Origin of the sequence: Bacillus sp. UNC437CL72CviS29, from assembly GCF_000482345.1 — a bacterium.
Taxonomy (GTDB): Bacteria; Bacillota; Bacilli; order Bacillales; family Bacillaceae_G; genus Bacillus_A; species Bacillus_A arachidis.
Genome location: NZ_AXVB01000010.1, coordinates 82354 through 103834 on the forward strand (window position 1 = coordinate 82354; position 21481 = coordinate 103834).

A 21481-nucleotide genomic window follows, 5' to 3' on the forward strand; every position below is an offset into this window, starting at 1 on the left:
AGACGCCCTTTTATTTCTGTTATTTCTTTAAATCAATCACAATATCATCTAAAACGATTTTTTTATTTTTTGCTTCTTTTTTAGGTACTTCAATCTTCTTCTCTTTTCCGTCTCTCATTTCTACCCCGCCATGATTTTCGGGGGTATGAATTCGTAAGTTAACACGAGGAGTGATAATAAGTTTCGTTGCATTTTCATTGAGCTTTTGAAATGTGTCACTCCAATGAATATTATAGGAATCCTTACCTGATCCACCATTTCCTTCTCCAGAATAATGATTACCTAAATCATCTTTAACTTCCAACTCAACATCTACAGCATCCCATTCCTTCCTTGTATTTTTAGAAACTTCTTGATTGTAATAAAGAATAAACGATATCGGTGACACTGCCACCTTTTCCATATTTACTTTTACGCCTTCTTTTTCGGAACTTCCACTAATTGTTTTTTCTTTACTATCCATTGCCTTTACAGTAAGAGCAAAATTCCAATTCCCTTTTATTTCTTTCTTTTTATCCGGTATTTCTATTTTGTCTATATTCCATCTAAGGTTTATTTTGTCTTTCTTATTACTGCTATGATGTGTCGTTGTCGCCATACCTACATACTTTTTATCTGCAACTTTAGAAATTTGAGAACTTCCTGTTCCTCCACCAGCCTCCATTATCTCTAACCCACCTAATATAATTGGGTCATCCCCTAAATCTTGCTCACTTTCCATTGAATACGTTATTGATACACTTCGTCCATCAGAAATCACATCATTAATCGTAACTTTAATCCCATTATTTTCTCTCGTCATATTTAACTCAGTAGAAAACTCTTTATAATTTTCATAAAGTCCCGTTCTACCATTATCTAAAAACCGAAAAATATCCCCTACAATTGGAAGCCCCCCAGCGTAAGTAGGAAATCCAATTCCAAGCGTTGCAACTGATAACCCTACTAAAACAGATGCAGCAGCGACACTCTTTTTCCAGTTTCTCGTTTTTTTCTTTTTATGTATAACCTGTTTTAAATTTCGTTTCACTTTTTCTTTTTCAAATTCATAGACCTTCATTTCCTCTAAGTCTTTTTCATCTATATCAACATCATTTAATAATTCATAAATATCTTTCATATCACACTACCCCCCAGACTAATATTCATAGCATTTTGTTGTAGTTTCTTTTTCCCACGATAAATTCGATTATCTATCGCAGCCCTCGTTAAACCTAATTTCTCTCCTATCTCCTCCGTTTTTAAACCGAGAAGATATTTCATCATGAACACCTTTTGGTCTACGGGATCTAATTGATTAATAAGCTTTATCAATTCTTCTCTATCTTCCATAATAATTAATTCATCTTCTACCGATTTTTCCATGATTAAATTGAATTCATCTGAAATAATTTCTATTTTCTTATTTGCTTTTCTGTAATAATCAATCGCTTTAAACTTAGCAATCGCTGCAATCCACTTCTTAAAATCGTCTGAATCTCCATGAAACTTTTCAGCATTATTCCAAATCGAAAGAAAAATATCATTGATACATTCATCTATCAATCCATCATTTTGAAGCGGAACAAGAACTTTATGCGTTATGCCCTTTATTAATGGTAAATATATATCGACAATAAACTCTAATGCATCTTCTTTTTGCCGCTGCAACCTTTTTATAAAATTTTTCTCATTTGATTTCATCTCACAATTCCCCTTATTTTGTTGTAAAAGCTTTTACACCCTATATAACGTACAGGAAAATTTTTTCTCTCACATTTATCATCATTTTCTTAATTTCAAAGGGTAATTATATTTTTTCATATACAGCAAACCTTCAATATATGAGAAATCCACCGAAGGCTCGTTCGAATTAAATTATATAAATTCCACGCTGATTCTCATCTATGTAAGAAAAATAAAATAAGCTTAGAATGTATCTATCCTAAGCTCACTTTTTCAAAAATATTATTTTGTACATTCTCTATTTTCCGTATCAATAGACCACCCAATTATGGTCGCACAATCTCTTCCCTTCCATTCAAGCACGCTTGCTAATGCAGGCTCAATCTGAAGACAATCCCCCCTATGCAGCACTTCAAGTAAGGACTGATCATCATGAAACGTTTGCTGATCACACTCTAACATACCGTCTGTTGCCAAAACAATATGATTCATTCCTTTCTCTAATCCACGAACTCCTGAAGTGAAACACGGCGTATTAGCAGCAAACACATTTTTTCTTCCAATATACTCGTAGAATTTACGTTTATTTAATCTTCCTTTTCCATTCTGTAACTGTTCTGAATGAAATAAATATGCAAAGCACTCTCCTACTGATAACCAATATAGGAACTCACCTTTTCGCAAACAAATTAAACACGCAAGTTCTTCATTTTCTTGTTCACTTTTCTCAATAAACGATTCATCTGTAAATAACGCTAATAAATACATATGTGTATGATGAAACGCGAGGTGAACTGGATATGAGAACAATTCCTGTAACTTCTCTTTTCTTTCCGAAATTGCTTCTATTATATAATGTATCTTTTTCGTTTTATGATGAGCATCAAAGATCATAACAAATTCAAATTCTAATTGCGGGTCCCACCAAGCTAGTACTGCATCTCCTCTTTCATACGCATCACTCTCTTGATTCCCACCATATATACCAACTGAAAGAGGACCACATTTTTCAACATGTATCTGATCTAAATACATCTTTTCATGACTAATCCATTTAAATGTATACACTTCAATCATCCTCTCTCTTGCTATTTGTATGCCTTTACACTAAGAGTACCGTAAATTTCAAGAAAAATAAACTTTTTCAATTTTTTTATGTGAAATAGAAGGAATTTACTTCTCACAAAAAGAATATATCTTATTATACGATATAAATAACAAACGGAGGATTTTATCATGAAGAACATCAATCAAAATTGGGAAACCATTTATTATCACTTACGGTATGAATATACAGACAATCTTTCTCACCAAGCCATTCGGATTCTTCAAATCATTTCTCGAGAAACGGAGACTACAATTGGGAAAGTTGCATCTGAATTAGGCTTATCTCATAATACAGCATCAGAGCATGTGAAACGCCTTATCCAAAAAGGATTCGTTATAAAGGAGCGAAATAAACGAGATGAACGAGTCGTTAATCTCGCATTGACCACAGAAGGTAAAGAAGCTTTAGCAAAACATACATTATTAGATGAAGAAAAATTAAAAATATTAGAAGCTCAATTTTCAGAAGAAGAACAACAATTACTTGAAAAGGCTTTTTCATTACTAGCAAAGGAGTCAAAATATGCATTTCCTCGTTAAGGTAATCGTCTCTGCTTTAATTATTGGCGGTGTAACTGAATTCGCTAAACATTATAGTACGCTTGGCGGTTTCATAGCTGCCCTTCCACTTATTAGTTTACTTAGCTTGTTTTGGATTTCTGTTGAAGGCGGGAGTAAACAAGATTTAAGTCAATTTGCTTTAGGGGTATTATATGGATTCCCCGCATCAGCACTACTATTATTTATTGTTTATATTGGATTAAAGAATTCTTTTTCACTCAGTACCTCTGTACTATTCGGTGTAGGCATTTGGTGTATCGTATTTGCTTGTCAAAAAACATTTCAATCTTAGTGGAGGATATTACCATGAATCGTTTTGTAGAAGTACGCGGAAAGAAAATGGAAGTTTGTATAATGGGAAATGGCTCTCAGACTGTTGTGATTCAAACAGGGATAGGATGTTCCTTTTATGATTGGTTCCAAATTGCAGAAAAACTTTCTTCAAATTATACCGTAGTTCTATTTCATCGCCCTGGTTATGGGAAAAGTGAACTTGGTAACGAACCACGTACGACACTACAAGCAACAAAAGAATTGCACGAATTATTACATATATTAGCTATTAGGCAACCCATTATTTTAGTTGGTCATTCTTATGGAGGATTATGTGCACAGCAGTTTGCAATGTTACATTCTAATCAATTAAAAGCTGTAATTCTTGTTGATTCAACGTCTATGAACTTACATCGATTAGACGATCTTGATTTACCTGTCTCAGATAAAACAGATTCAGATGATATGTGGCTACAAAAATATAGAAGTTATTCTAATATGGATTCAGACTCACTTTATGCAGAACTACAATCTATATTAGCAAATCAACATAGTCACTTGTCATCACGTAAACAAAAACAATATGTGGATTTTTCTACCTCACCATTATTATACAAAGCAACTACTTCTGAACTTTCAGAATGGAAAAATTGCGCAAAAAGAATGAAACAACTTGAAGTAACATTAAAAACTCCACTTGTTATCATCGGGAGGGACCCGAATTACTCCATCGGGGAGATGATTCAAGGTGGAATGCCTAATGAAGAAGCTACAAAGCTTGAAGAAGTTTGGCAGGAGCTTATTCAAGAGCAACTTATGCTCTCTCAAAATAGCCGATACATCCTCGCCCAAAATGCTAGCCACGGAATCGAAAGTGACCGCCCTGATATCATAATTCATGCAATTCATTCTCTACAAGAAGATGATATACATAACGTAAAAAACAGTGAAAATCCCAGAGCTAAATAAACATACAAAAAAGGAAAGCAGCCTTCGCTGCTTTCCTCTTTTATCTATGCATAATCTTCCTCGTCTTCATCACCATCATAATACGAGTTCCCATTATTCACATATATAGGACCATTTGCAACATCAACACGAAGTACCCATGCCCATGGTACATCTAAACGTTTATGTAATGCGCGCCAGAATCTCATTGACTTTCTTTCATACTCCTGGAGCTCCTGAAGTATATCTTTATAGGAGGAACCGTCTAACTGAACATTTGCTTCTAATAAACGAGAATAGGCATAGTGCTGTAATTCTAGTTCAGCAGCAACTTCCATTTCTTCTGGTGTTGCCATACCAATAATTGTTCCATCTGATGGAGCAATTTCGTATACATTATGAACTTCCATAAGCCCTTCCTTCTCTTTCTCAAACATGTAAACAGCCTCCTTTATCATACTTTTTTTATGGTACAAGAGCATACTTCTCTAACCGCTCTGTTCTTTCCTGCTTTCTCGATAAAATTTTACAAATTATTCACCAGATGACTGGTTTCTATCCTTACAGCAGAAATTAATTTTTCTTCATTAAAAGTTAATTTATATATATCTGGCATTTCAAGTGCTTTCCAAAAATTAAAATCATATTTAGAATCAAAATAATTCATAATGAGTACCATAATATTTCCATGCGTTCCAACGACAATGTTTTTCCCTCTGTAGTCTTTTAAAATTTTCTTGATACATGCACTACCACGCTGTTGTGCACTATTATTTGATTCTCCACCATCGAAAGAAAATGTTGGATTTTCCCATACTTTTGTAATTGTTTCCTCAAAATCTACTACCGGTTCTTTACTTAGTAGTCTCTCACGCAAATCTTCTTCCATATGTATCGGTAATTCAAATTGAACCGCAACTCCTTGAACAGTTTGAATTGCTCTTTTATATGGACTAGAAATGACAACATCAATTTTCTCTTCTTTTAATAAATCGGCTACACTTTGCGCATCATTCCGTCCTTTTTCAGATAATGGCCGTTCCCTTTCTTCCGGTGTATATATAGAATGAGCATGGCGAACGAAATATATTGTAGTCATCAATTACTCTCCTTTTTTGTTAAGGTATTTGAACATTAACAATTTCATTTTTTCTTTAGTTGTAAAAATTTATATTCAATAAAATATAAACGAAATCCTGTTCCTTCATAACAAACAAAAAGATGACTTATATAAGTCATCTTTTTGTTTACATAATAAAATTATATCATTATAACTTCCCTCTAAATTCTTCGCTCGTTACAACATCTCGGATAAAGTGATTTACATTATTTTCAAGTTTTTTATACGTTATCTTATCTAAATCGTTGGACATAAAGACTATTTCAACCCTGTTTCCTTCTTTATCAGTACCGTAAAAGCTATTTGTTAATACAAATGCTGTTGAACCTCCTTTTTTACCAGCATGTTCATATATCCTGTCTTTAACAGTTCCCTTAAAAATCCGCTCGATTTCATCCTGCATTGCCTTTGGAAACTCATTTCTATTATTGATTTTCCTTATTAAATTCATATAATCTTTAGCAGTTGCGCTTACTAATCTATCAGACCAAATACGTTGAAATTCTATATCCGCTTTTAATGGTATATTACGCTTTTTCCATTCTTCTTCGTCTTTCATCCATTCATGTATTTGTAAAGCGTGCTTTCTATATTCATCCATGGACATTTTACGTAATACTTCTAATGATTGATCTTCAGAAATATGAAGTTCTTTTTCTGCATATCCCCTCATATACAATGCCGATGTATATGGATAGAATGCATCATGACTATTTAATTCTAGTTCCTTTAAACTTTCATTTACTCTTTCCAGTCCCAATCTCTCTAATAAGTAAGTTGTATTTGCATTGGAACTAAAGTGAATCATCCCTATAGCTACTTCTTCTAATGAAAGCTTTTCATTTTTTATTGCATTTCTTATTTTTGCATCCTCTAACCATGCAGGATGTGCTCCAGCATCTGTGTCTGGTACGTAATATTTTTCTAAATCTTGTAATGGAACTTGTTCCTGTGAATTTATCTTTCCTTCTGAAACTTGTTTTGCAAATTCCACTGCTACTACTATTTTTGCCATACTTGCTAACGGTAATTTTTTATTCTCATTTACAGAGACTAGTACCTCACCGTTTCTTCTAATAACTAGTGAACAAGTTTGATCATCTTTATGTTCTTTTATGTAATTTAGTACATAATTGGGATCTTCTTTTGAATAGTAATATTCCATAATTACAAAAAAAGCTATAATGATTGCTAAGATGATACAAAGTATTATCCCTATAATCTTTAATATTTTAACTATATTTATCCCTCCAACAACATACTATTTATTTATTTATTTATTATACTAAACAAATTAACAAATATATCAAGTGCCATTTTAAATTCCATACAAAATAGAGCAACTCTTATCCAAAACAAATAAGAGCTACTCTATCTCACAAGAAGTCAGCTCTCCATTTAGTACAACTACTATACCAGACCGCTGTTCATCCGTAGAACGCTTTAAATGAGGCGGCCCAATCACAACAGATTCCTTAATTGGAGCAAGATCCTTAGCTAAATGTTCAGCATTCACACCGTAAGCGGCTTGGAATACTTCTGGAGGGGTCATTCTAAGTACGTCTGATCCTTCAGCTGTTTCAAATTGATCATTATTGAAAAAGAGATGTAAATGTACTTCTTCTGATACAGCTGTAATCCAGTGCCACCATCCCATTGGAATAAATACTGTTTGCCCAGCTTTTGCCCGATAATTTTGCAGTTGATTCGTTTCTGGATTTAAAATAGAAGTAATTGCTTCTCCAGAAACGACGACATCTAACTCCCAAGCATTTGGATGCCAATGTGGTTCCCTCATATGACCTTTCGTCATAAAAAGATCGACAAACGCTCCTCCAATCATTGCTGGTAATTGTGTTGAAGTCACTTCATAAGCAATATTTTTATCATTCCGTTTAAAAAATACATTTTTCCGTGAGTCAAAGAAAAGATTTGGTGTACCAGAACTTTTCTTTAAGTTTTTATTATCTGGAACATATCCAGAATTAGCCATTCGATCCCTCTTTTCTATTCCCAACATTTCATACTTAACGTTGTATCATATGGAAGAAATGAGACTGATGTGCCTATCTAATACCTTTTTGACATAACAAAAAAACATGCCCAAAATGCCAGCATGTTTTGTGATACACTTCACATTGTTTAATTAAAAAATAAACCTCTTTACTTACCGTGATGTAACATTAAATCACCAAATTCTTCTTCGATATGATTTAACTTTGCAATCCCTTCTTTCCATTTATGGATATAACGTGATACTCCAACAACAAATAAAGTAATAATAGTAGAAAGAATAATACCATAGACAACAGTTACAGTATTCATAAGTTACACTTCCTTGTAATAGGTTATAGAATCATTATATGCCTTTTTTTGATGAAATGGTGGAAATTCAAGTTATTGTAACAAAATTGATTTTTCTAATTATACAAATAGTATTCACCTTAATAGGAGAAACCCTAAAAAAATTAAGATCCCTCCTAAAAAAGCCGTCGTAACAAACGACAGCCTCATGCATAACTATTACATTATTACTCTATTGATTTTTCTTCGCTTCTATTTTTTCTTTTGCATTTTCAGCCTTATCCAATGCTTCTCCGATTTTTTTCTGTTTTTCCCTTGCTTCATCAATGCTATCTACAGCCTTTATTACTTTATCAATGCCTTCTTCATCCACTTTTCTTTGCTTCTGAACTCTTTCTTTTTCTTTTTCTTCAATGTCTTTTGCTTTCTGAAGCATATTTTCTGCATTTGACTTTACAGATTTTTCAAGAGTAGCGTCCTTTTTCTTTTGCAATACTTGATTGGCATCATCTCTCGCCTCTAAATATTTTCCATCTTTTAACGCTGTTGCCCCGTGATTCATTAGTTTGGCAACTTCTGTATATGATTTCGTCTCATCCGTAGATTTTTCTTTTCCTGCTTTTTCGAACCACATGATTGCGTCACTATATTTCTCATCTTTTAATGCCTGCATACCTGTTTCAACTTGGATATCATAAGTATTGCCGCATCCAGTCATCAGGAAAGACAAAAAAAGCATAACAAAACTTATTTTTCTCATGATGTTTTTCTCCTCTTTCTTTGTTACACACCTTATATCATTGAACTTGATTCTATGCACACTTTATTAAATGTATCACACATAAAAAATACTTTCAAAATAAAAAAAGCCAACTTATCCACATTTTTAAACATGTATAAGTTGGAGCTTTTTTACAAAAGCTTCCTTTTATTTACGCTGACACATCCACTTGTTTTTTCATACCCCACTGCTTCATCCCTAATAGTACTACTAAAAGCAACCCAACTCCCAATGTTAACATTACGATACTAGTAGGAAGCATATCTAATAAAAATCCAAACAAAATCATTCCGAGCGGAGCAATTGCTGTAGCAATTGTTTCGAGAAGTCCAAAAACGCGTCCTAAATATCCTGGATCTGTTGTTTTTTGAATATGTACTTGCATTGGTATATTCACTGCTATCATTGAAACACCACTCAGAAGCATAAAAACAATATAATAAAGAAAACTTGCTGCCTTTGGAATCGTAACGATTAACGGAAAGACAGTACATAAACTTAAGCTTGCAAATAACAATAAGCTAATATAAATAGATCGAAACGGGTTATTCATTTCCTTGCGAACAGATAAAACAAATGCCCCAATTAACATTCCAACCGCCAACATACCTTCTACAGTACCCAGTTGCTTAGAAGTTAAATGTAAGTTTTGTACAATAATATACGGAAGTGCAACAAAAAGTGCACTAGAAAAAAAGTTTACCCAAAGAGCAATTTTCATGAGTCCATATATTTCTTGTTGCTGTTTCACATATAAAAACCCATCCTTTATACTTGTTAAGAAATGTGCCTTATCTTGCTCTACTTCTTTTTTATACAAATCAAATTTGATAAATAATTGTACAATAACAGCCAAGAAAAATGTAATACCATTTAAGAGAAAAAAGGATGTAATGGAAAACAACCCAAATATTATCCCGCCAATTATCGGCGCTAAAATTCTTGATAATGAATCCGCTGTTTGATTTAAAGCACTCGCTTTTTGAATACGCTCCACATCCACTAAATTTGGAATTGAAGAAGTGAATGAAACAGAATAGAAACTTGCACATATTGATAATAATGCGGCCGAAATATAAATAAATAGAAGTGATGACCCAAATATAGTAGAAAGAATAAACATTGTAATCATTGTTAAACTACTTAATAAGTCCATTCCAATAATAAGCCACCGTCGATTTACACGATCTGCTACTGCCCCAGCAATTGGTCCACATACCACCCTTGGTATAGATCCGCAAATAAGTGTCATTGCAAATCCTACTCCTGACCCTGTTGTTTTTAAAACATATAAACCCATTGCAAACGTATAAATTCCTGCACCTAATAAAGAAGTAATTTTTCCAATCATCATCAAAATGATATTTCTTGTTGCAATTTTGAGTCTTGGATCATTTCCTCTTATACTTACGTCTTCCATCATGTCACTCTCCCTTAAAAAGTTAAATTGTGTTAAACTTATTATATAACCACTTTTCAAATTTTGACAACAAAAAGTTTAATTGTATTTAACTTTTTTATAATAAAGGAGCAACTATATGGCTACTCTTGGTGAAAAAATTAAAGCATTGCGAAAAGAAAAACGTTTTACGCAAACACAATTGGCTGGCTCAGAGCTAACAAAAAGTATGCTGAGTCAAATTGAGAATGGGAAAGCGACACCTTCCATGAAGACATTACAATATCTTGCTAGTAAGCTTGAATGTGAAGCAAGCTTTTTACTAGAAGACGACAACGAAGAAGTGAAAAAACTGATTCCAAAGATGGAACAAGCAATAAAAGATAATCAATTTGAGGAAGTGTATCGTACACTGCTACCTATTGTTCAAAAGGAACTACCGCCCACTTTAAGTACAGCTCGTTTATATAAACAATATATAGGCGCTGCATTTAATATGAAAGATTACGACATACATTCGTATATCGAAAAAGCCGTAGCAATTTTTCAAAAATATGCTTTATACCGTGAAAGTACACAAACCAGTTTAAAGCTTTGTTATGTATTATTTGTCCATAAAAAATATGAAGAATGCCTAGAACTTCTTACTTCTATTCGAAAAGAATATGAAGCAAGACAATTAGAGATGGACCTTATTATACAAATAGAACTATTCTTATGTGAAGCAGTTGTTTTACTTGCATATGGTGATTATGACGGGTGCGAAATAATTATCTTACAGGCCCTTGACTTCTCAAAAGAAAATCAAGTGTATTATAAAACAGACGAATTTTATCGAATCCTCTCTTATCAAAAGGTAATAGTAGCTGATGAAAATAAATATTTACACTATATAAAGAAATCCGAGCAATTTGCTATTTTTACAGAAAACACTTTATCCCTTGCTGTTGTAGACATATTAAAAGCTTATTACTATAACACAATCACAACTGAATACACGTTAGCTCTACAGCATCTAGAACTGTTTAGAGAAAAACTCCAAGGTGAACAACTCTTTCAAGAAGACGGGGCGTATTACGTAGAAAAGGGAAAATCTTTATACGGTCTCAAACGATACGAAGAGGCCTTAGAAGCATTAGAACGAGCAACAATTCCGGATTATATGTTCCATCCACTAGACCAAGCATGGATTATAACCGGAGGAGCTTATCGTGCTCTTTGTTATATGAAACTCCAAAACAAAGAGCAGGCGCTTCAAGAGGCAACCGAAGCCTTTCATGCTATACAAGAATTTCCTGATTCGACATTTACTGTGTTTATTAAAGAAACGTTACAAATAATACAAAAGTCTTAAATCAACTCTGAAATGGTATATTCCTCCTCTCTTCAAGCAACAATAGTAAAGATGGGAGGAATGTAAGAATGAATGTACAACGTGCAAAAGAGCTATCCGAGTCATCAGAACCAGCGCATGTTAGTTTTCAAGGCCTGCCTGTTATGATCCAACACGTTGATGAAAGCAATGAAACCGCCCGAATATATGATGCAACAAATCCAGAACGTGAATTAACTGTTCCGATTAATAGTCTGGAGGAACTATAAGAAATCCCACTTCAGTTTTATTTGAAGTGGGATTTTTCTTATTTTTGTGCTTGCGTATATGCGATGAATGGCCATCAATATTCTTTTCCCAATATTTTGACCATCACTGGTACAAATAATGCTAATGTTACAAATGCAAACAACAAACCCACTAAAGTGAGATTCATTACTTTTTCGATAATTCATCCAATACAGTACGTGATATTTCAAACCCGAACATTATATGCTTTTTAAAAATCTTATTACAAATAAATCCCATTGCATAATATAAATTTATTTTCAATTCATAACTTTATGATAAAATATATTTTATTATATTTGGAGGTGTAGAATGGACAATTTATTTTCTGAAAAGCCCTTTTATTACGCAGTTATATTCACTTCCCAGCTTTCGCAAGACACTACTGATTATGACGATGTTGCAGAAGAAATAGAGAAACGCGCTAAAGAACAACCTGGATTTATAAACGTTGAAAGCGTACGGGATACATCCGGTTTTGGAATTACAATTTCATATTGGGAATCGCTTGAAGCAATTAAACAATGGAAAGATAATGCAGCACATACTATAGCAAGACAAAGAGGTCGTGAACAATGGTATGAACAGTTCCATGTGCGGATTTGTCTTGTTGAAAAAGAATATGTTTTTCATAGGAAGGAGTTTTAATTGATGAATCAGAAAGTAGCTCTTATTGCTATACACGAAATATACGGAGTAAATGAACATATGCAGGATATCGTTACAAAATTCTCTTCTCAACATGTAGATGTCTTCTGCCCAAACCTTTTACAATTAAACTCTCATTTTCATTATAATGACGAACAAAAAGCTTACTCTCATTTTATAAAAAACGTTGGGTTCCAACATGGAAAAGAACAAGTTGAGGAAATAATTACGACACTTTCAAAAAAATATTCATGCATAGGACTTATAGGCTTTAGCGTTGGCGCAACCATCTCTTGGCTATGTAGTAAAAATCCAAAAGTTAATTTCGTTATTAGCTGCTATGGCTCTCGCATACGAGACTATTCTTATATGATTCCTACATGTCCTACTCTTTTAATTTTTCCAGAAACAGAATTAAACTGTTCAGTTTCCTCTCTTATTGCAACATTGCAAGAACAAAACAACCCATTTCTACATATACACCAGTTTCCGGGATATCATGGATTTTTGGATCCTTATACTGCAAAATATAACGGAGAATCTACAAAACAAGCATACGAAATGATAGATTCATTTCTTCAAAAAAATGTAACACAACAAGTATATTGAAGGAGTTTTGATATGCCATTTACATTACTTTTACTCGCTTTCGTTTTTCTAATCATTACCATAACATTAACTTTCATTTTTATAACTCTTAAAAATCAAAAATATTTAAACCGTCCTTATCGCCATTCCTTTATCGTTATGACTTTATTTCTTGGACATTGGATTTTAGTTTTGACTAGTTTCTATACATTACTCCCCAACTATATTAGCGATTTTATTTTTCTACCAATCTGGTATTTTCTTTGTATTTTAGGATTTATGGTTTTCATAAAAGAATGGAAAAATAACCGAGTTATTTCTGTATCCGTCGGTGCTTTCTCTTTTATTAGTCTACTCTTTGGCATACTATTACAAGGAATTTCTAAAATGTAGGTTTGGTTTACAGGAGCTGAATTTTTGGAATTAGCTCCTTTTTTACAGAACGCTCCTCAAAACAGAAATGAATAAATGAAAGGGAAGAAAAGTCTACTATTAACTTTTCTTCCCTCTATTTTTATCTTCACTTTTACGGGACTGTACTGTGGTGGATTCACACGGTGTGTAATAAATTTGCGGGGTTACTTTTTGAACAAGCATTGTATAAGTCGCAAGGCCAATGATAAAACAAATAAACAATGTAAACAAGATGACACCTATTGTTACAATAATCATAACACCACCCCTTTGTTAATCATGCTATTACACTTTTCGATACAATATGAGCGAAATCCTTGTTATAGGAACAATCGTAACAAAATAATCACAATCACACCTGTCAATACCGTTCCTAATAAACTTCGCGTATAGATAGCAACAAAGAATGTCGGGATTGCTGCAATTAAATAATCCCATTGCATTGTTTTATTCATAAAGAGTACTTCGGCAAGGAGCGCTGCCAATATAGCAATAGGTATATAACTTAACCATTTTAAGCCCCAATCTGGAATTTGTATTTTACTAAATACTATAAGCGGTAATAGGCGTGGGATTAAAGTAACTACACCTGCTCCCATTAAAAGTAATAACACATCGAGTCTTACTTCCATTTTTCAATCACCACCCCTATCGTTGCTGCTGTAAGTGTTGCAATGATAACAGCTACGCTTGCTGGAACAAAAAAATGTAGGCTATATGCGATTACAATTGCCGTAATCGCAACGCTAAGATGAATTGCAACTTTTGGGTGACTGCTCATTAACTGCAAAACAAATAATCCAATGAACATAGCAGGTAAAGCATAATCCATACCATATGTATGAGGGTCTGGTATCCATTCACCAAAAATACCACCGATGACATTCGCAATGATCCAGTTTAAGTATGCTGTCACATTTAAACCAAGCATCCATCTTTCGCTTAAATATTGCTTTTTTGAAGCTTGCTGAACCGCAAGACCAAATGTTTCGTCTGTAATTTGCGAACCAATGATCATATTTTTCAAAAAAGGAACTTTCATTAAATATGGTGCGAGCGCAGCACTCATTAACAAATGACGTAAGTTAACAAAAAATACGGTGAAAATGATTGCAGAAGCAGGAGCTCCAGCTGCAAACATACCAGCGAGTATAAATTGTGAGGAACCAGCATAAATCAAAGTAGACATAAGCGCAATTTCTACTAAAGAAAATCCAGCTGTTTTTTCAATTACACCTGCTGCAATACCAATACTTAAATAACCGAGTACAGTCGGTAAACAGTCTTTCACGCCTTGCCGAAATGTTTCATTACCATGCAGCGTCACCTGTGCTTCAGCCCGGTTCATTATTCTTCCCCCTTCATTTTTTCATGAGTCTTTTCCCTGTTACAACGTGAACTAGATCTGCATTACCACGCCATAGTGTATCTAGTTTAATCGGACCGAACTCTTGTGTAATTTCTTCAATCATAATATCATGACGAACATATTCTGTTGCGACAAGCACTAGTGCTGGATCATATGTTGTCATAGCCCATGATGTGCTATGCTCTGAAAAGTTAGCAATCAAAACCTCTTTCCCATCGCGTGCAATAACTGTTAAAGGTCCCCCATTCGCTCTTTCACAACATCTGGCGTCATATAATTATGATGAAAGGTTGTTCCAATTTTTGTTTGAGGTGCCCCAACAAGAATAGAAAATATATGTACACCCTCCTGCTCTTTTCTCCGAATCAATGACTCAAACTCAGTTACTTGCTGTTCCCATAATACCTACTAATATAAAAAGAAAAAAATGGATAGTCAACAAAATTCTGAATTTTATTTCAATTAACGAAAATAAGCTATCTTTAAAGAAGATAACCTATTTCACCACTCTATAAATCTATTTTGATTTTTCGACATATCACGCTTCTATGCATATCCGGATGCTCTCTCCTACCTAAAAGGAAAGGTTTTATTTCGTTTTATTTCGTTTTTTCAATTTGAATTTATATGATAAAAGTACTTAGCCCTCAGTGAAAGTTTTCTTCCTTACTAAAAGCTTATTTCAATTTCTCGTATTCTTTCAAAGCATTTTGTAAAGTTAAAGTTAATCGTTTTGGTAGACGCTCTAACGAAAACCACCCAATTTCACTAATAGCGTGTTGTTCTCGATTTTCTGCTATCCCATTTTTTACTTTTGCAATATACGTCGGACATACCCAATGCGCTTCTTCATCAGGTAAAATGTGATTCGTCACACATAATAGCGACGTGAGTTCGATTTCTAGTCCTACCTCTTCTTCAATTTCCCTAATAACTGTATCTTCCGCTGTTTCCATCCATTCTACTTTCCCACCAGGAAGACTCCAGTGTCCTTGCTCCGGTGCCTTCTTTCTCTGCACAAGCAATAACTCGCCCTGCCCATTTAAAATAAATGCCCCGACACCGACGCGTGGATGTAATTGTTGGCTCATATTAACTTCTCCTCTTAATTTGTAAGTTTTCTTGATTTTAGCATAAAAATAATAGAGCTACTCTCTATCAGTTTCATAAAACCAATAGAAAGCAGCTCTCATTGTTTCATAGACATCATTTGTTCTTTCGTGTCTATTTTGTTATGATGAAATTTATTTTTCTCCAAATATTGCTTGCATATATTCACAAAAGACGGTAATGTTCGAATTTGATCAATATCAGAGCTCTCAATGAAATGATTCATTTGATTTGTCATTTCGTTCATACTAGAAATAAGCTCCTCTTTTTCATGCCTCAATCTCTCATTTTCAGCACGAAGATTTTGAAGCTCTTTCTGTATATCTTGTGTATTATCTTCTTTTCTATGCCCAGCTGCCATACTTGAAAGTTTATAAATTCCTTCCATAAACTGATACAGTTCTTTTTTCTGCCCTTCCGCACCAATTGTTTCAAAATTATCGACAATACCTGATAATATAGTAACTAGATTATTTTCTGTCTTTTCATTTTGGAGCACTATACTTTTCCCTTCATTCCACTTCTCATTTATATGCTGTTCTGGTTCGTGTTTTTTCTTGCGTCCAGGTGTCCCCTTTTTTATATTTTCAAACGGTAACTCTTGTTTTTTTAATTTATAGTACGTATTCTGTAGTTGGCTTTCCGTTTTCGGAAATAAATGTAGATTCTCTTTACTAATCGCCTTTGAAGTATCTGCAATATTTAAATTATAATGCTGACAAAATTGATACGTAGCATATAAAAATTCCAGCTCTGATTTCAACCACATCATTTGGGATTGCTCGTATGCAAATACCCCGCCCACTTTTTCAATATCCCTTTGAAAGGCTACCATTTTATGATATAAGTCCATTAACTCTGCATACGTTACATGGAATTTCCTTTCTATTTCCTTACACTCTTCTTCTATTTTCTGAACATTTTTCATTCCACTCACTATATTTTTCAAAAGATCTAGTACATGAATTGCTGTCTGTTGGTACATTTTATATTCACTCCCACTCAGCATTTTTGCAATTTCAACTTCTTCTTTGTCTTTTGTAAAAATAAAAAAATATTATAAAAATATTTTATAATATTTCTGAATTATCCGTCAAACAAATGTGAATTGACACATTCTATTTTTATATTAAGATTATTTTATAGTAATGTGAGGGGGATCTAAATGGAACATAATATTCTAAAAGTCATTGCACTAGCTGAAAAACTAAAGTTTGAAATGAGACACAGTTGGCTATCTAACGGTCGACAAGAGAGTGTTGCTGAACATACGTGGCGTATGTCGCTTATGGCTGTTTTAGTTCAGCCTTATTTAGATGAGAAAGTAAACATGGAAAAACTATTAAAAATGGTTATTATCCATGACCTTGTGGAAGCAGAAGCTGGGGATATTCCTGCTTTTGATACAATGAACAGCGAACAATTACAATTGCAAAAACAAGAAAATGAACAGAAAGCTATTTTAAATATTAAACATACATTAAAGGGTTCTCTTGGGGATGAACTATATGATTTATGGATGGAGTTTGAAGCAAAAGAAACATACGAAGCGAAAGTGGCAAATGCTCTTGATAAACTAGAAGTTAAAATTCAGCATAACGAAGCTGACATCGATACATGGCTTCCAATCGAACATAAAATGACATTCCAAGTTGCAAAACATACAGATTTTGACTCATTCTTATCTAAATTACAAAAAATTATTGAACTAGAAGGCGAAAAAAAATTAATTGCTGCCGGCATCGATGTCGAGGCATGTAAACAGTAACAGCTCATGATTAATGAGCTGTTTTTTCATACTTTCGTATGAGCTATCCCTCATCCTTTTTATCGATTCATTCTAGAAATATATGGATTAAAATAAACTAAAAAATATAAGAAAGAAGGTATTATTTTATGATTAAAGGATTATATGAAGCACATCTACCCGTTCGTAATCTAGAAGTATCCATACCGTTTTATGAATCATTGGGTTTAAAACTATATAATAGATATGAGAATACTGCTTTCTTTTGGATTGTAGAAGAACAAAGTTGGCTAGGTCTTTGGGAGGGGGAAGAATATACAACTCCCTATCATCCGTCACTGCGACATATTGCATTTCAAGTAGACTTCGAGTTTCTTCATACATCTACTCAATGGCTGAAAGACCGAAGCATTGAACCCGTTCCATTTGGAAATCGAATTACCACTGAACCTTTCGTTCGCCCTAACCAGGGCAATGCTTCTATTTATTTTAAAGACCCAGATGATAATAGTATTGAGTTTATTAGTTTTATCGATGTTCCAGACGAACTAAAACATATTACAAAAAAACTTTCTTTAGAAGAGTGGAATGCGCTTTCACAATCCTATTTATGATTAGATGGCTTTATAGCTAGACCCCTCTGGGCAGTATACTTGCTCAAATCATTAGCATGAAACCTTTTTCATTAATCCTATTTCTTTCATCTTTTTGGCATTACATATTTTATAAAGAAAAATGACTTGTATAAGTCGCTTTTCTACATCAATTTTTTTATTCATGTTAAAAATCCTATTATATCGTAACAAAAATACCCCAAACAGAAAAAGAACAAATACATTCTTTTTTCCTTGGGGTATTTCTTATTTTCTTTATTCAAATTAAAATTGATACTCAAATACGATGTAATCAAACAGGTTTGTAAACCCTAAGCTCTCCGCTATAGCAATTGAAGGTTTATTCACTTCCATACAGTCCCAATAAGGTACATAGCCTTGTTTGAAACATTCTTGAACAAATGCATGCGCGACTTTCTTGGCAAGATTCTTCCCTCGATGTTCTAGAATTGTCTCAATATTCACCGTATGCGTATTCTCACTTACAAATCCTGAAAAGCAAAGACTCACCACTTGATTCTCATACAAAATCACATACCCTATTCCTTTTTCAAAAAATAATTCCACCGAATTCCAAAATGATGTAATCTGTGAAACGAAAAATGATTGTTCGAGCAAAGAGTATGTTGCAAGATTTTCCCTCGTTACTTTTAATACTGTATATGTCTCATCAATCGTTGGTTCATTATATATTTTATACGCACCCTCATATAATTTGTATACTTTTTGATTGGATTCCTCATATGATTGTTCACACAATATTTCTCTAATTGTACGATCCCATCCTACTTGATAACCAAATCCTTCAAACCACTTCAAGTCCAAACCGGCTGCTTCTTGTGCAATTTGTTCCCTTAAAACTTTTTTTATTTCAAGGTTAAACATTGTATTATTTGCATCACCAATAAATATAAAACCGTCTAAATTTCCAAGCCAAACTAAACCAGACCGTGGTTCGCTTACATTGTCTACAAATATGCGGCCCGAATTATTACCTTCAATGATAGCTTGCACTTCAATTTGCCTTTCCTTGTCTAGAAGATGTTTGCAATTCATAAACTTGTTTTTCTGCAATTCGTATATCATCTTTTTTCTTTCCCTTCCTATTTATCAGAGCTTAGGTTTCATCACTTGCTGTACAATCTATGAATCTCTGCAATAACTTTCTATCTTCTAGAAATAAAATGGTAATACCTTCTATCCCTTCACTTCTTTTCCAATCCACTTCACAAATTAACTCATCTGGATCACATTTTTCTTTATTTCCTCCAATTATTTCGATCTCATAGTACAAAATATGAACATCCTATCCCGTTTCCTCTTTTACTTCCCGTATACAACACCCCTCAAAGGTTAGCTTATCTCATTTCCCATCATTATTTTTACATAATGCCGCTGCACCTCGAAATATTCCTCTCTCCGTTCCTTAAAATAAAACCATATTTCCTGTTCGTTTTGCATGCTTTTCAGCTTTCCGAACAAGCACGTATGATATGCCAACTAAAATAATTAATAAGCTAGCTAATAACCCTAACTCTGGAAGTACATTTATAATATTTTTACCTTCCATTAATAATGAACGGAAAATTTGAAGTACATACGTTAATGGAAACAAAGCTGCTAGTACTTTGCCCCATAGTGGTAATACAACAACTGGAATACGTACACCTGCAAAAAATTGCATCGGTTCTTCTAATATTGTAAATAGAATACTAGCATCTCGTGAAAATAAAAAAATCGTATTTAAGCAACCTCCCCACACAACAGCTGAAATACATAAAATCATAAAAGCAAATACGATATTTTCAACTGGTGGTATCGATCTGTCATTCAAAAACAATGCGATGAGAATCGAAAACATCGTAAACATCCATACTCCTTCTATTAAATTTGCACCTGCCCGGCAATACATCATCCATACACGCGAGGCTGGTGTTAAAAAGATAAGTTCAAGTGTTCCATTTTGGCGTTCCCATGACATTTGCCATGCCGATTGAACGAGGCTCCAAAAGAAAACATATCCAATATAACCTGTAAGGAGAAAAAAACTAATCTGCTTTGGATCCATCCATTTGGCAAGTGGACTACTATTTGAGGTATCAAATGGCTTCACCGAAAAATAAGCAGTTGCAAAAAGTAACACCGGCCAAATGAACAAAGAAAAATAAACCATCTTACTATGAAAATGATTGCGATGACTCTTTTTCCATTCCGCCAAAAATATATTCATGCACTCACCTCATTTGCAATTTGTAATATCGCGTCTTCCAACCTTGCTTTATGTGTTTCTAACTGTACTATACGAATTTGATATTTTGTTAATAATGATAAAACCGTTGTTGTCATATCAAAAGACGCTTTCAATTGATAACGTATATGTTCACCTATCTGTTCTTTTTCATGTTGAATTTCTTTCATCCCTAAAGAATGTTCTAATCGTCCTATCATTTCATCCTGCATTTCTGGAATTACAATTTCTAAGTGATATTCACGGACAATCGATTGGATAATGTTTTCAGGAGTTCCTTCATAAAGAAGCCGACCTTTTTCAATGATGTAAAGCCGATCACAAAGTTCCTCTACTTCTTCAAGATAATGACTCGTTAACAAAATCCCTTTATTTTGTTCCTTTGCCAAACGATTTACCATTTCTCTCAATTTTTTCGCTACAGGGGCGTCTAGTCCTAATGTTGGTTCATCAAGAAATAAATAGTCTGGGTCATTAATAAGGCCTCTTGCAATTTGTAAACGTTGCTTCATTCCTTTTGAATATCGTTCTACAGGCATATTAGCTGTTTCCTTTAGCTCTACTTGCTGTAAGAGGAACTGAATACGTTCTTCTAATTCAACCCCTTTTAATCCATACAAACTTCCAAAGTACTGCAAGTTTTCTTTCCCTGTTAAACGCCAATATAACATGCGTTCTCCACCTGCAATCATATTAATTTTTTTCTTTACAAATAAATCTTGCTTCGTGCTATCTATACCATCAATTTCAATCGTACCTGAAGTTGGTTCCAGAAGCGTTGCTAGCATTTTTATCGTTGTCGTCTTCCCAGCCCCATTCACACCTAGCAATCCTACAATCTCTCCTTTTTGAATAGTTAAATCTAAGCCATTTACCGCTTCAACTACTCTTCTCTTTTTACGAAAAAAACCTACTTTCTCTTTCAACTCATACCGCTTTACAAGTTGTTTTGCTTGTATCATAC

The 21481-nt window shown here is 33.8% G+C and carries 29 protein-coding genes and 1 pseudogene; 10 read left to right on the top strand and 20 right to left on the bottom strand.

Annotation, left to right across the window (positions count from 1 at the left end; genetic code table 11):
• Nucleotides 1–19: 19 nt before the first annotated feature.
• From M014_RS0110830 to M014_RS0110840, 3 genes are all read right to left on the bottom strand, one after another.
• Nucleotides 20–1120, bottom strand: a complete 1101-nt coding sequence (locus tag M014_RS0110830) for a DUF4179 domain-containing protein (RefSeq protein ID WP_026591747.1) — start codon at nt 1118–1120, stop codon at nt 20–22.
• Complete coding sequence (locus M014_RS0110835; RefSeq protein WP_026591748.1) at nt 1117–1683, bottom strand: sigma-70 family RNA polymerase sigma factor; 567 nt, start codon at nt 1681–1683, stop codon at nt 1117–1119. Before M014_RS0110835 ends, M014_RS0110830 begins: the two co-directional genes overlap by 4 nt.
• 264 nt (nt 1684–1947) lie before the next feature.
• Nucleotides 1948–2742: a protein phosphatase 2C domain-containing protein gene (locus M014_RS0110840; RefSeq protein ID WP_026591749.1), complete on the bottom strand. Its 795-nt coding sequence runs from the start codon at nt 2740–2742 to the stop codon at nt 1948–1950.
• 159 nt (nt 2743–2901) lie between these two features.
• Between M014_RS0110840 and M014_RS0110845 the strand changes: the two genes are divergently transcribed.
• Genes M014_RS0110845 through M014_RS0110855 form a run of 3 tightly spaced genes read left to right on the top strand, consistent with a single transcriptional unit; the run spans nt 2902 to nt 4575 of the window.
• Complete coding sequence (locus tag M014_RS0110845) at nt 2902–3312, top strand: MarR family winged helix-turn-helix transcriptional regulator (RefSeq protein ID WP_026591750.1); 411 nt, start codon at nt 2902–2904, stop codon at nt 3310–3312.
• On the top strand, nt 3296–3625 hold the full coding sequence (locus M014_RS0110850; protein WP_026591751.1) for a DUF3147 family protein: 330 nt from the start codon (nt 3296–3298) through the stop codon (nt 3623–3625). The genes M014_RS0110845 and M014_RS0110850 overlap by 17 nt, the downstream gene beginning before the upstream one ends.
• Before the next feature lie 14 nt (nt 3626–3639).
• Complete coding sequence (locus M014_RS0110855; RefSeq protein ID WP_026591752.1) at nt 3640–4575, top strand: alpha/beta fold hydrolase; 936 nt, start codon at nt 3640–3642, stop codon at nt 4573–4575.
• Between the two features lie 44 nt (nt 4576–4619).
• On the opposite strand, the gene M014_RS0110860 is transcribed toward M014_RS0110855, so the two are convergent.
• From M014_RS0110860 to M014_RS0110890, 7 genes are all read right to left on the bottom strand, one after another.
• A complete protein-coding gene (locus M014_RS0110860) occupies nt 4620–5012 on the bottom strand; it encodes a hypothetical protein (protein ID WP_026591753.1) in 393 nt (130 codons plus the stop codon).
• A 68-nt stretch (nt 5013–5080) separates the two neighbouring features.
• Complete coding sequence (locus M014_RS0110865) at nt 5081–5653, bottom strand: histidine phosphatase family protein (RefSeq protein ID WP_026591754.1); 573 nt, start codon at nt 5651–5653, stop codon at nt 5081–5083.
• A 169-nt stretch (nt 5654–5822) separates the two neighbouring features.
• Nucleotides 5823–6914 carry a serine hydrolase gene (locus tag M014_RS0110870; RefSeq protein WP_035414873.1) on the bottom strand — a complete coding sequence of 364 codons (1092 nt, stop codon included), beginning with the start codon at nt 6912–6914 and terminating at the stop codon, nt 5823–5825.
• 126 nt (nt 6915–7040) lie between these two features.
• The gene (locus M014_RS0110875; RefSeq protein WP_026591756.1) at nt 7041–7667 is read right to left on the bottom strand and encodes a cupin domain-containing protein; all 627 of its coding nucleotides are present in this window, start codon (nt 7665–7667) and stop codon (nt 7041–7043) included.
• 170 nt (nt 7668–7837) lie between these two features.
• Nucleotides 7838–7999, bottom strand: a complete 162-nt coding sequence (locus M014_RS0110880) for a hypothetical protein (RefSeq protein ID WP_026591757.1) — start codon at nt 7997–7999, stop codon at nt 7838–7840.
• Between the two features lie 211 nt (nt 8000–8210).
• Nucleotides 8211–8738, bottom strand: coding sequence for a DUF4398 domain-containing protein (locus tag M014_RS0110885; protein ID WP_026591758.1), 528 nt, complete (start codon nt 8736–8738; stop codon nt 8211–8213).
• A gap of 172 nt (nt 8739–8910) precedes the next feature.
• Entirely contained in the window at nt 8911–10179 is a 1269-nt protein-coding gene (locus tag M014_RS0110890) for an MFS transporter (RefSeq protein WP_026591759.1), read from the bottom strand.
• Nucleotides 10180–10297: 118 nt separating this feature from the next.
• Here M014_RS0110890 and M014_RS0110895 point away from each other — a divergent pair, with 118 nt between their 5' ends.
• The 5 genes from M014_RS0110895 (at nt 10298) to M014_RS0110915 (ending at nt 13408) form a co-directional block, all read left to right on the top strand.
• Nucleotides 10298–11512 carry a helix-turn-helix domain-containing protein gene (locus M014_RS0110895; protein ID WP_026591760.1) on the top strand — a complete coding sequence of 405 codons (1215 nt, stop codon included), beginning with the start codon at nt 10298–10300 and terminating at the stop codon, nt 11510–11512.
• A gap of 68 nt (nt 11513–11580) precedes the next feature.
• Nucleotides 11581–11760 (top strand): H-type small acid-soluble spore protein, encoded by a 180-nt coding sequence (locus M014_RS0110900; protein ID WP_026591761.1) that lies wholly within the window; start codon nt 11581–11583, stop codon nt 11758–11760.
• Between the two features lie 331 nt (nt 11761–12091).
• Nucleotides 12092–12427, top strand: coding sequence for an antibiotic biosynthesis monooxygenase family protein (locus tag M014_RS0110905; protein ID WP_026591762.1), 336 nt, complete (start codon nt 12092–12094; stop codon nt 12425–12427).
• A gap of 3 nt (nt 12428–12430) precedes the next feature.
• Nucleotides 12431–13036: a dienelactone hydrolase family protein gene (locus tag M014_RS0110910; RefSeq protein WP_026591763.1), complete on the top strand. Its 606-nt coding sequence runs from the start codon at nt 12431–12433 to the stop codon at nt 13034–13036.
• Nucleotides 13037–13048: 12 nt separating this feature from the next.
• Entirely contained in the window at nt 13049–13408 is a 360-nt protein-coding gene (locus tag M014_RS0110915; protein ID WP_026591764.1) for a hypothetical protein, read from the top strand.
• A 99-nt stretch (nt 13409–13507) separates the two neighbouring features.
• Here the strand turns inward: M014_RS0110915 and M014_RS0110920 are convergent, their stop codons facing one another.
• The 6 genes and pseudogenes from M014_RS0110920 to M014_RS0110950 form a co-directional block, all read right to left on the bottom strand.
• Nucleotides 13508–13687 (bottom strand): DUF3951 domain-containing protein, encoded by a 180-nt coding sequence (locus M014_RS0110920; RefSeq protein WP_026591765.1) that lies wholly within the window; start codon nt 13685–13687, stop codon nt 13508–13510.
• Between the two features lie 62 nt (nt 13688–13749).
• Nucleotides 13750–14061 (bottom strand): AzlD domain-containing protein, encoded by a 312-nt coding sequence (locus M014_RS0110925; protein WP_026591766.1) that lies wholly within the window; start codon nt 14059–14061, stop codon nt 13750–13752.
• Nucleotides 14052–14777, bottom strand: coding sequence for an AzlC family ABC transporter permease (locus tag M014_RS0110930; RefSeq protein ID WP_026591767.1), 726 nt, complete (start codon nt 14775–14777; stop codon nt 14052–14054). The genes M014_RS0110925 and M014_RS0110930 overlap by 10 nt, the downstream gene beginning before the upstream one ends.
• 13 nt (nt 14778–14790) lie before the next feature.
• Nucleotides 14791–15200 (bottom strand): annotated as a pseudogene (locus M014_RS26800) (TrmB family transcriptional regulator); the annotation flags it as partial.
• A gap of 275 nt (nt 15201–15475) precedes the next feature.
• Complete coding sequence (locus tag M014_RS0110945; protein WP_026591769.1) at nt 15476–15889, bottom strand: NUDIX domain-containing protein; 414 nt, start codon at nt 15887–15889, stop codon at nt 15476–15478.
• A 98-nt stretch (nt 15890–15987) separates the two neighbouring features.
• Nucleotides 15988–16893, bottom strand: a complete 906-nt coding sequence (locus M014_RS0110950) for a DNA-binding domain-containing protein (RefSeq protein WP_026591770.1) — start codon at nt 16891–16893, stop codon at nt 15988–15990.
• Between the two features lie 180 nt (nt 16894–17073).
• On the opposite strand from M014_RS0110950, the gene M014_RS0110955 reads away from it, so the two are divergent.
• Nucleotides 17074–17676, top strand: coding sequence for an HD domain-containing protein (locus M014_RS0110955; RefSeq protein ID WP_026591771.1), 603 nt, complete (start codon nt 17074–17076; stop codon nt 17674–17676).
• 128 nt (nt 17677–17804) lie between these two features.
• A complete protein-coding gene (locus tag M014_RS0110960; protein ID WP_026591772.1) occupies nt 17805–18269 on the top strand; it encodes a VOC family protein in 465 nt (154 codons plus the stop codon).
• 264 nt (nt 18270–18533) lie between these two features.
• Here the strand turns inward: M014_RS0110960 and M014_RS0110970 are convergent, their stop codons facing one another.
• The 4 genes from M014_RS0110970 to M014_RS0110985 form a co-directional block, all read right to left on the bottom strand.
• On the bottom strand, nt 18534–19325 hold the full coding sequence (locus M014_RS0110970) for a GNAT family N-acetyltransferase (protein WP_244525425.1): 792 nt from the start codon (nt 19323–19325) through the stop codon (nt 18534–18536).
• A 61-nt stretch (nt 19326–19386) separates the two neighbouring features.
• Nucleotides 19387–19563 (bottom strand): hypothetical protein, encoded by a 177-nt coding sequence (locus tag M014_RS30060; RefSeq protein ID WP_231503931.1) that lies wholly within the window; start codon nt 19561–19563, stop codon nt 19387–19389.
• Between the two features lie 132 nt (nt 19564–19695).
• Nucleotides 19696–20499, bottom strand: a complete 804-nt coding sequence (locus tag M014_RS0110980) for an ABC transporter permease (protein WP_026591774.1) — start codon at nt 20497–20499, stop codon at nt 19696–19698.
• Nucleotides 20496–21479 carry an ABC transporter ATP-binding protein gene (locus tag M014_RS0110985; RefSeq protein WP_026591775.1) on the bottom strand — a complete coding sequence of 328 codons (984 nt, stop codon included), beginning with the start codon at nt 21477–21479 and terminating at the stop codon, nt 20496–20498. The genes M014_RS0110980 and M014_RS0110985 overlap by 4 nt, the downstream gene beginning before the upstream one ends.
• Nucleotides 21480–21481: the final 2 nt, after the last annotated feature.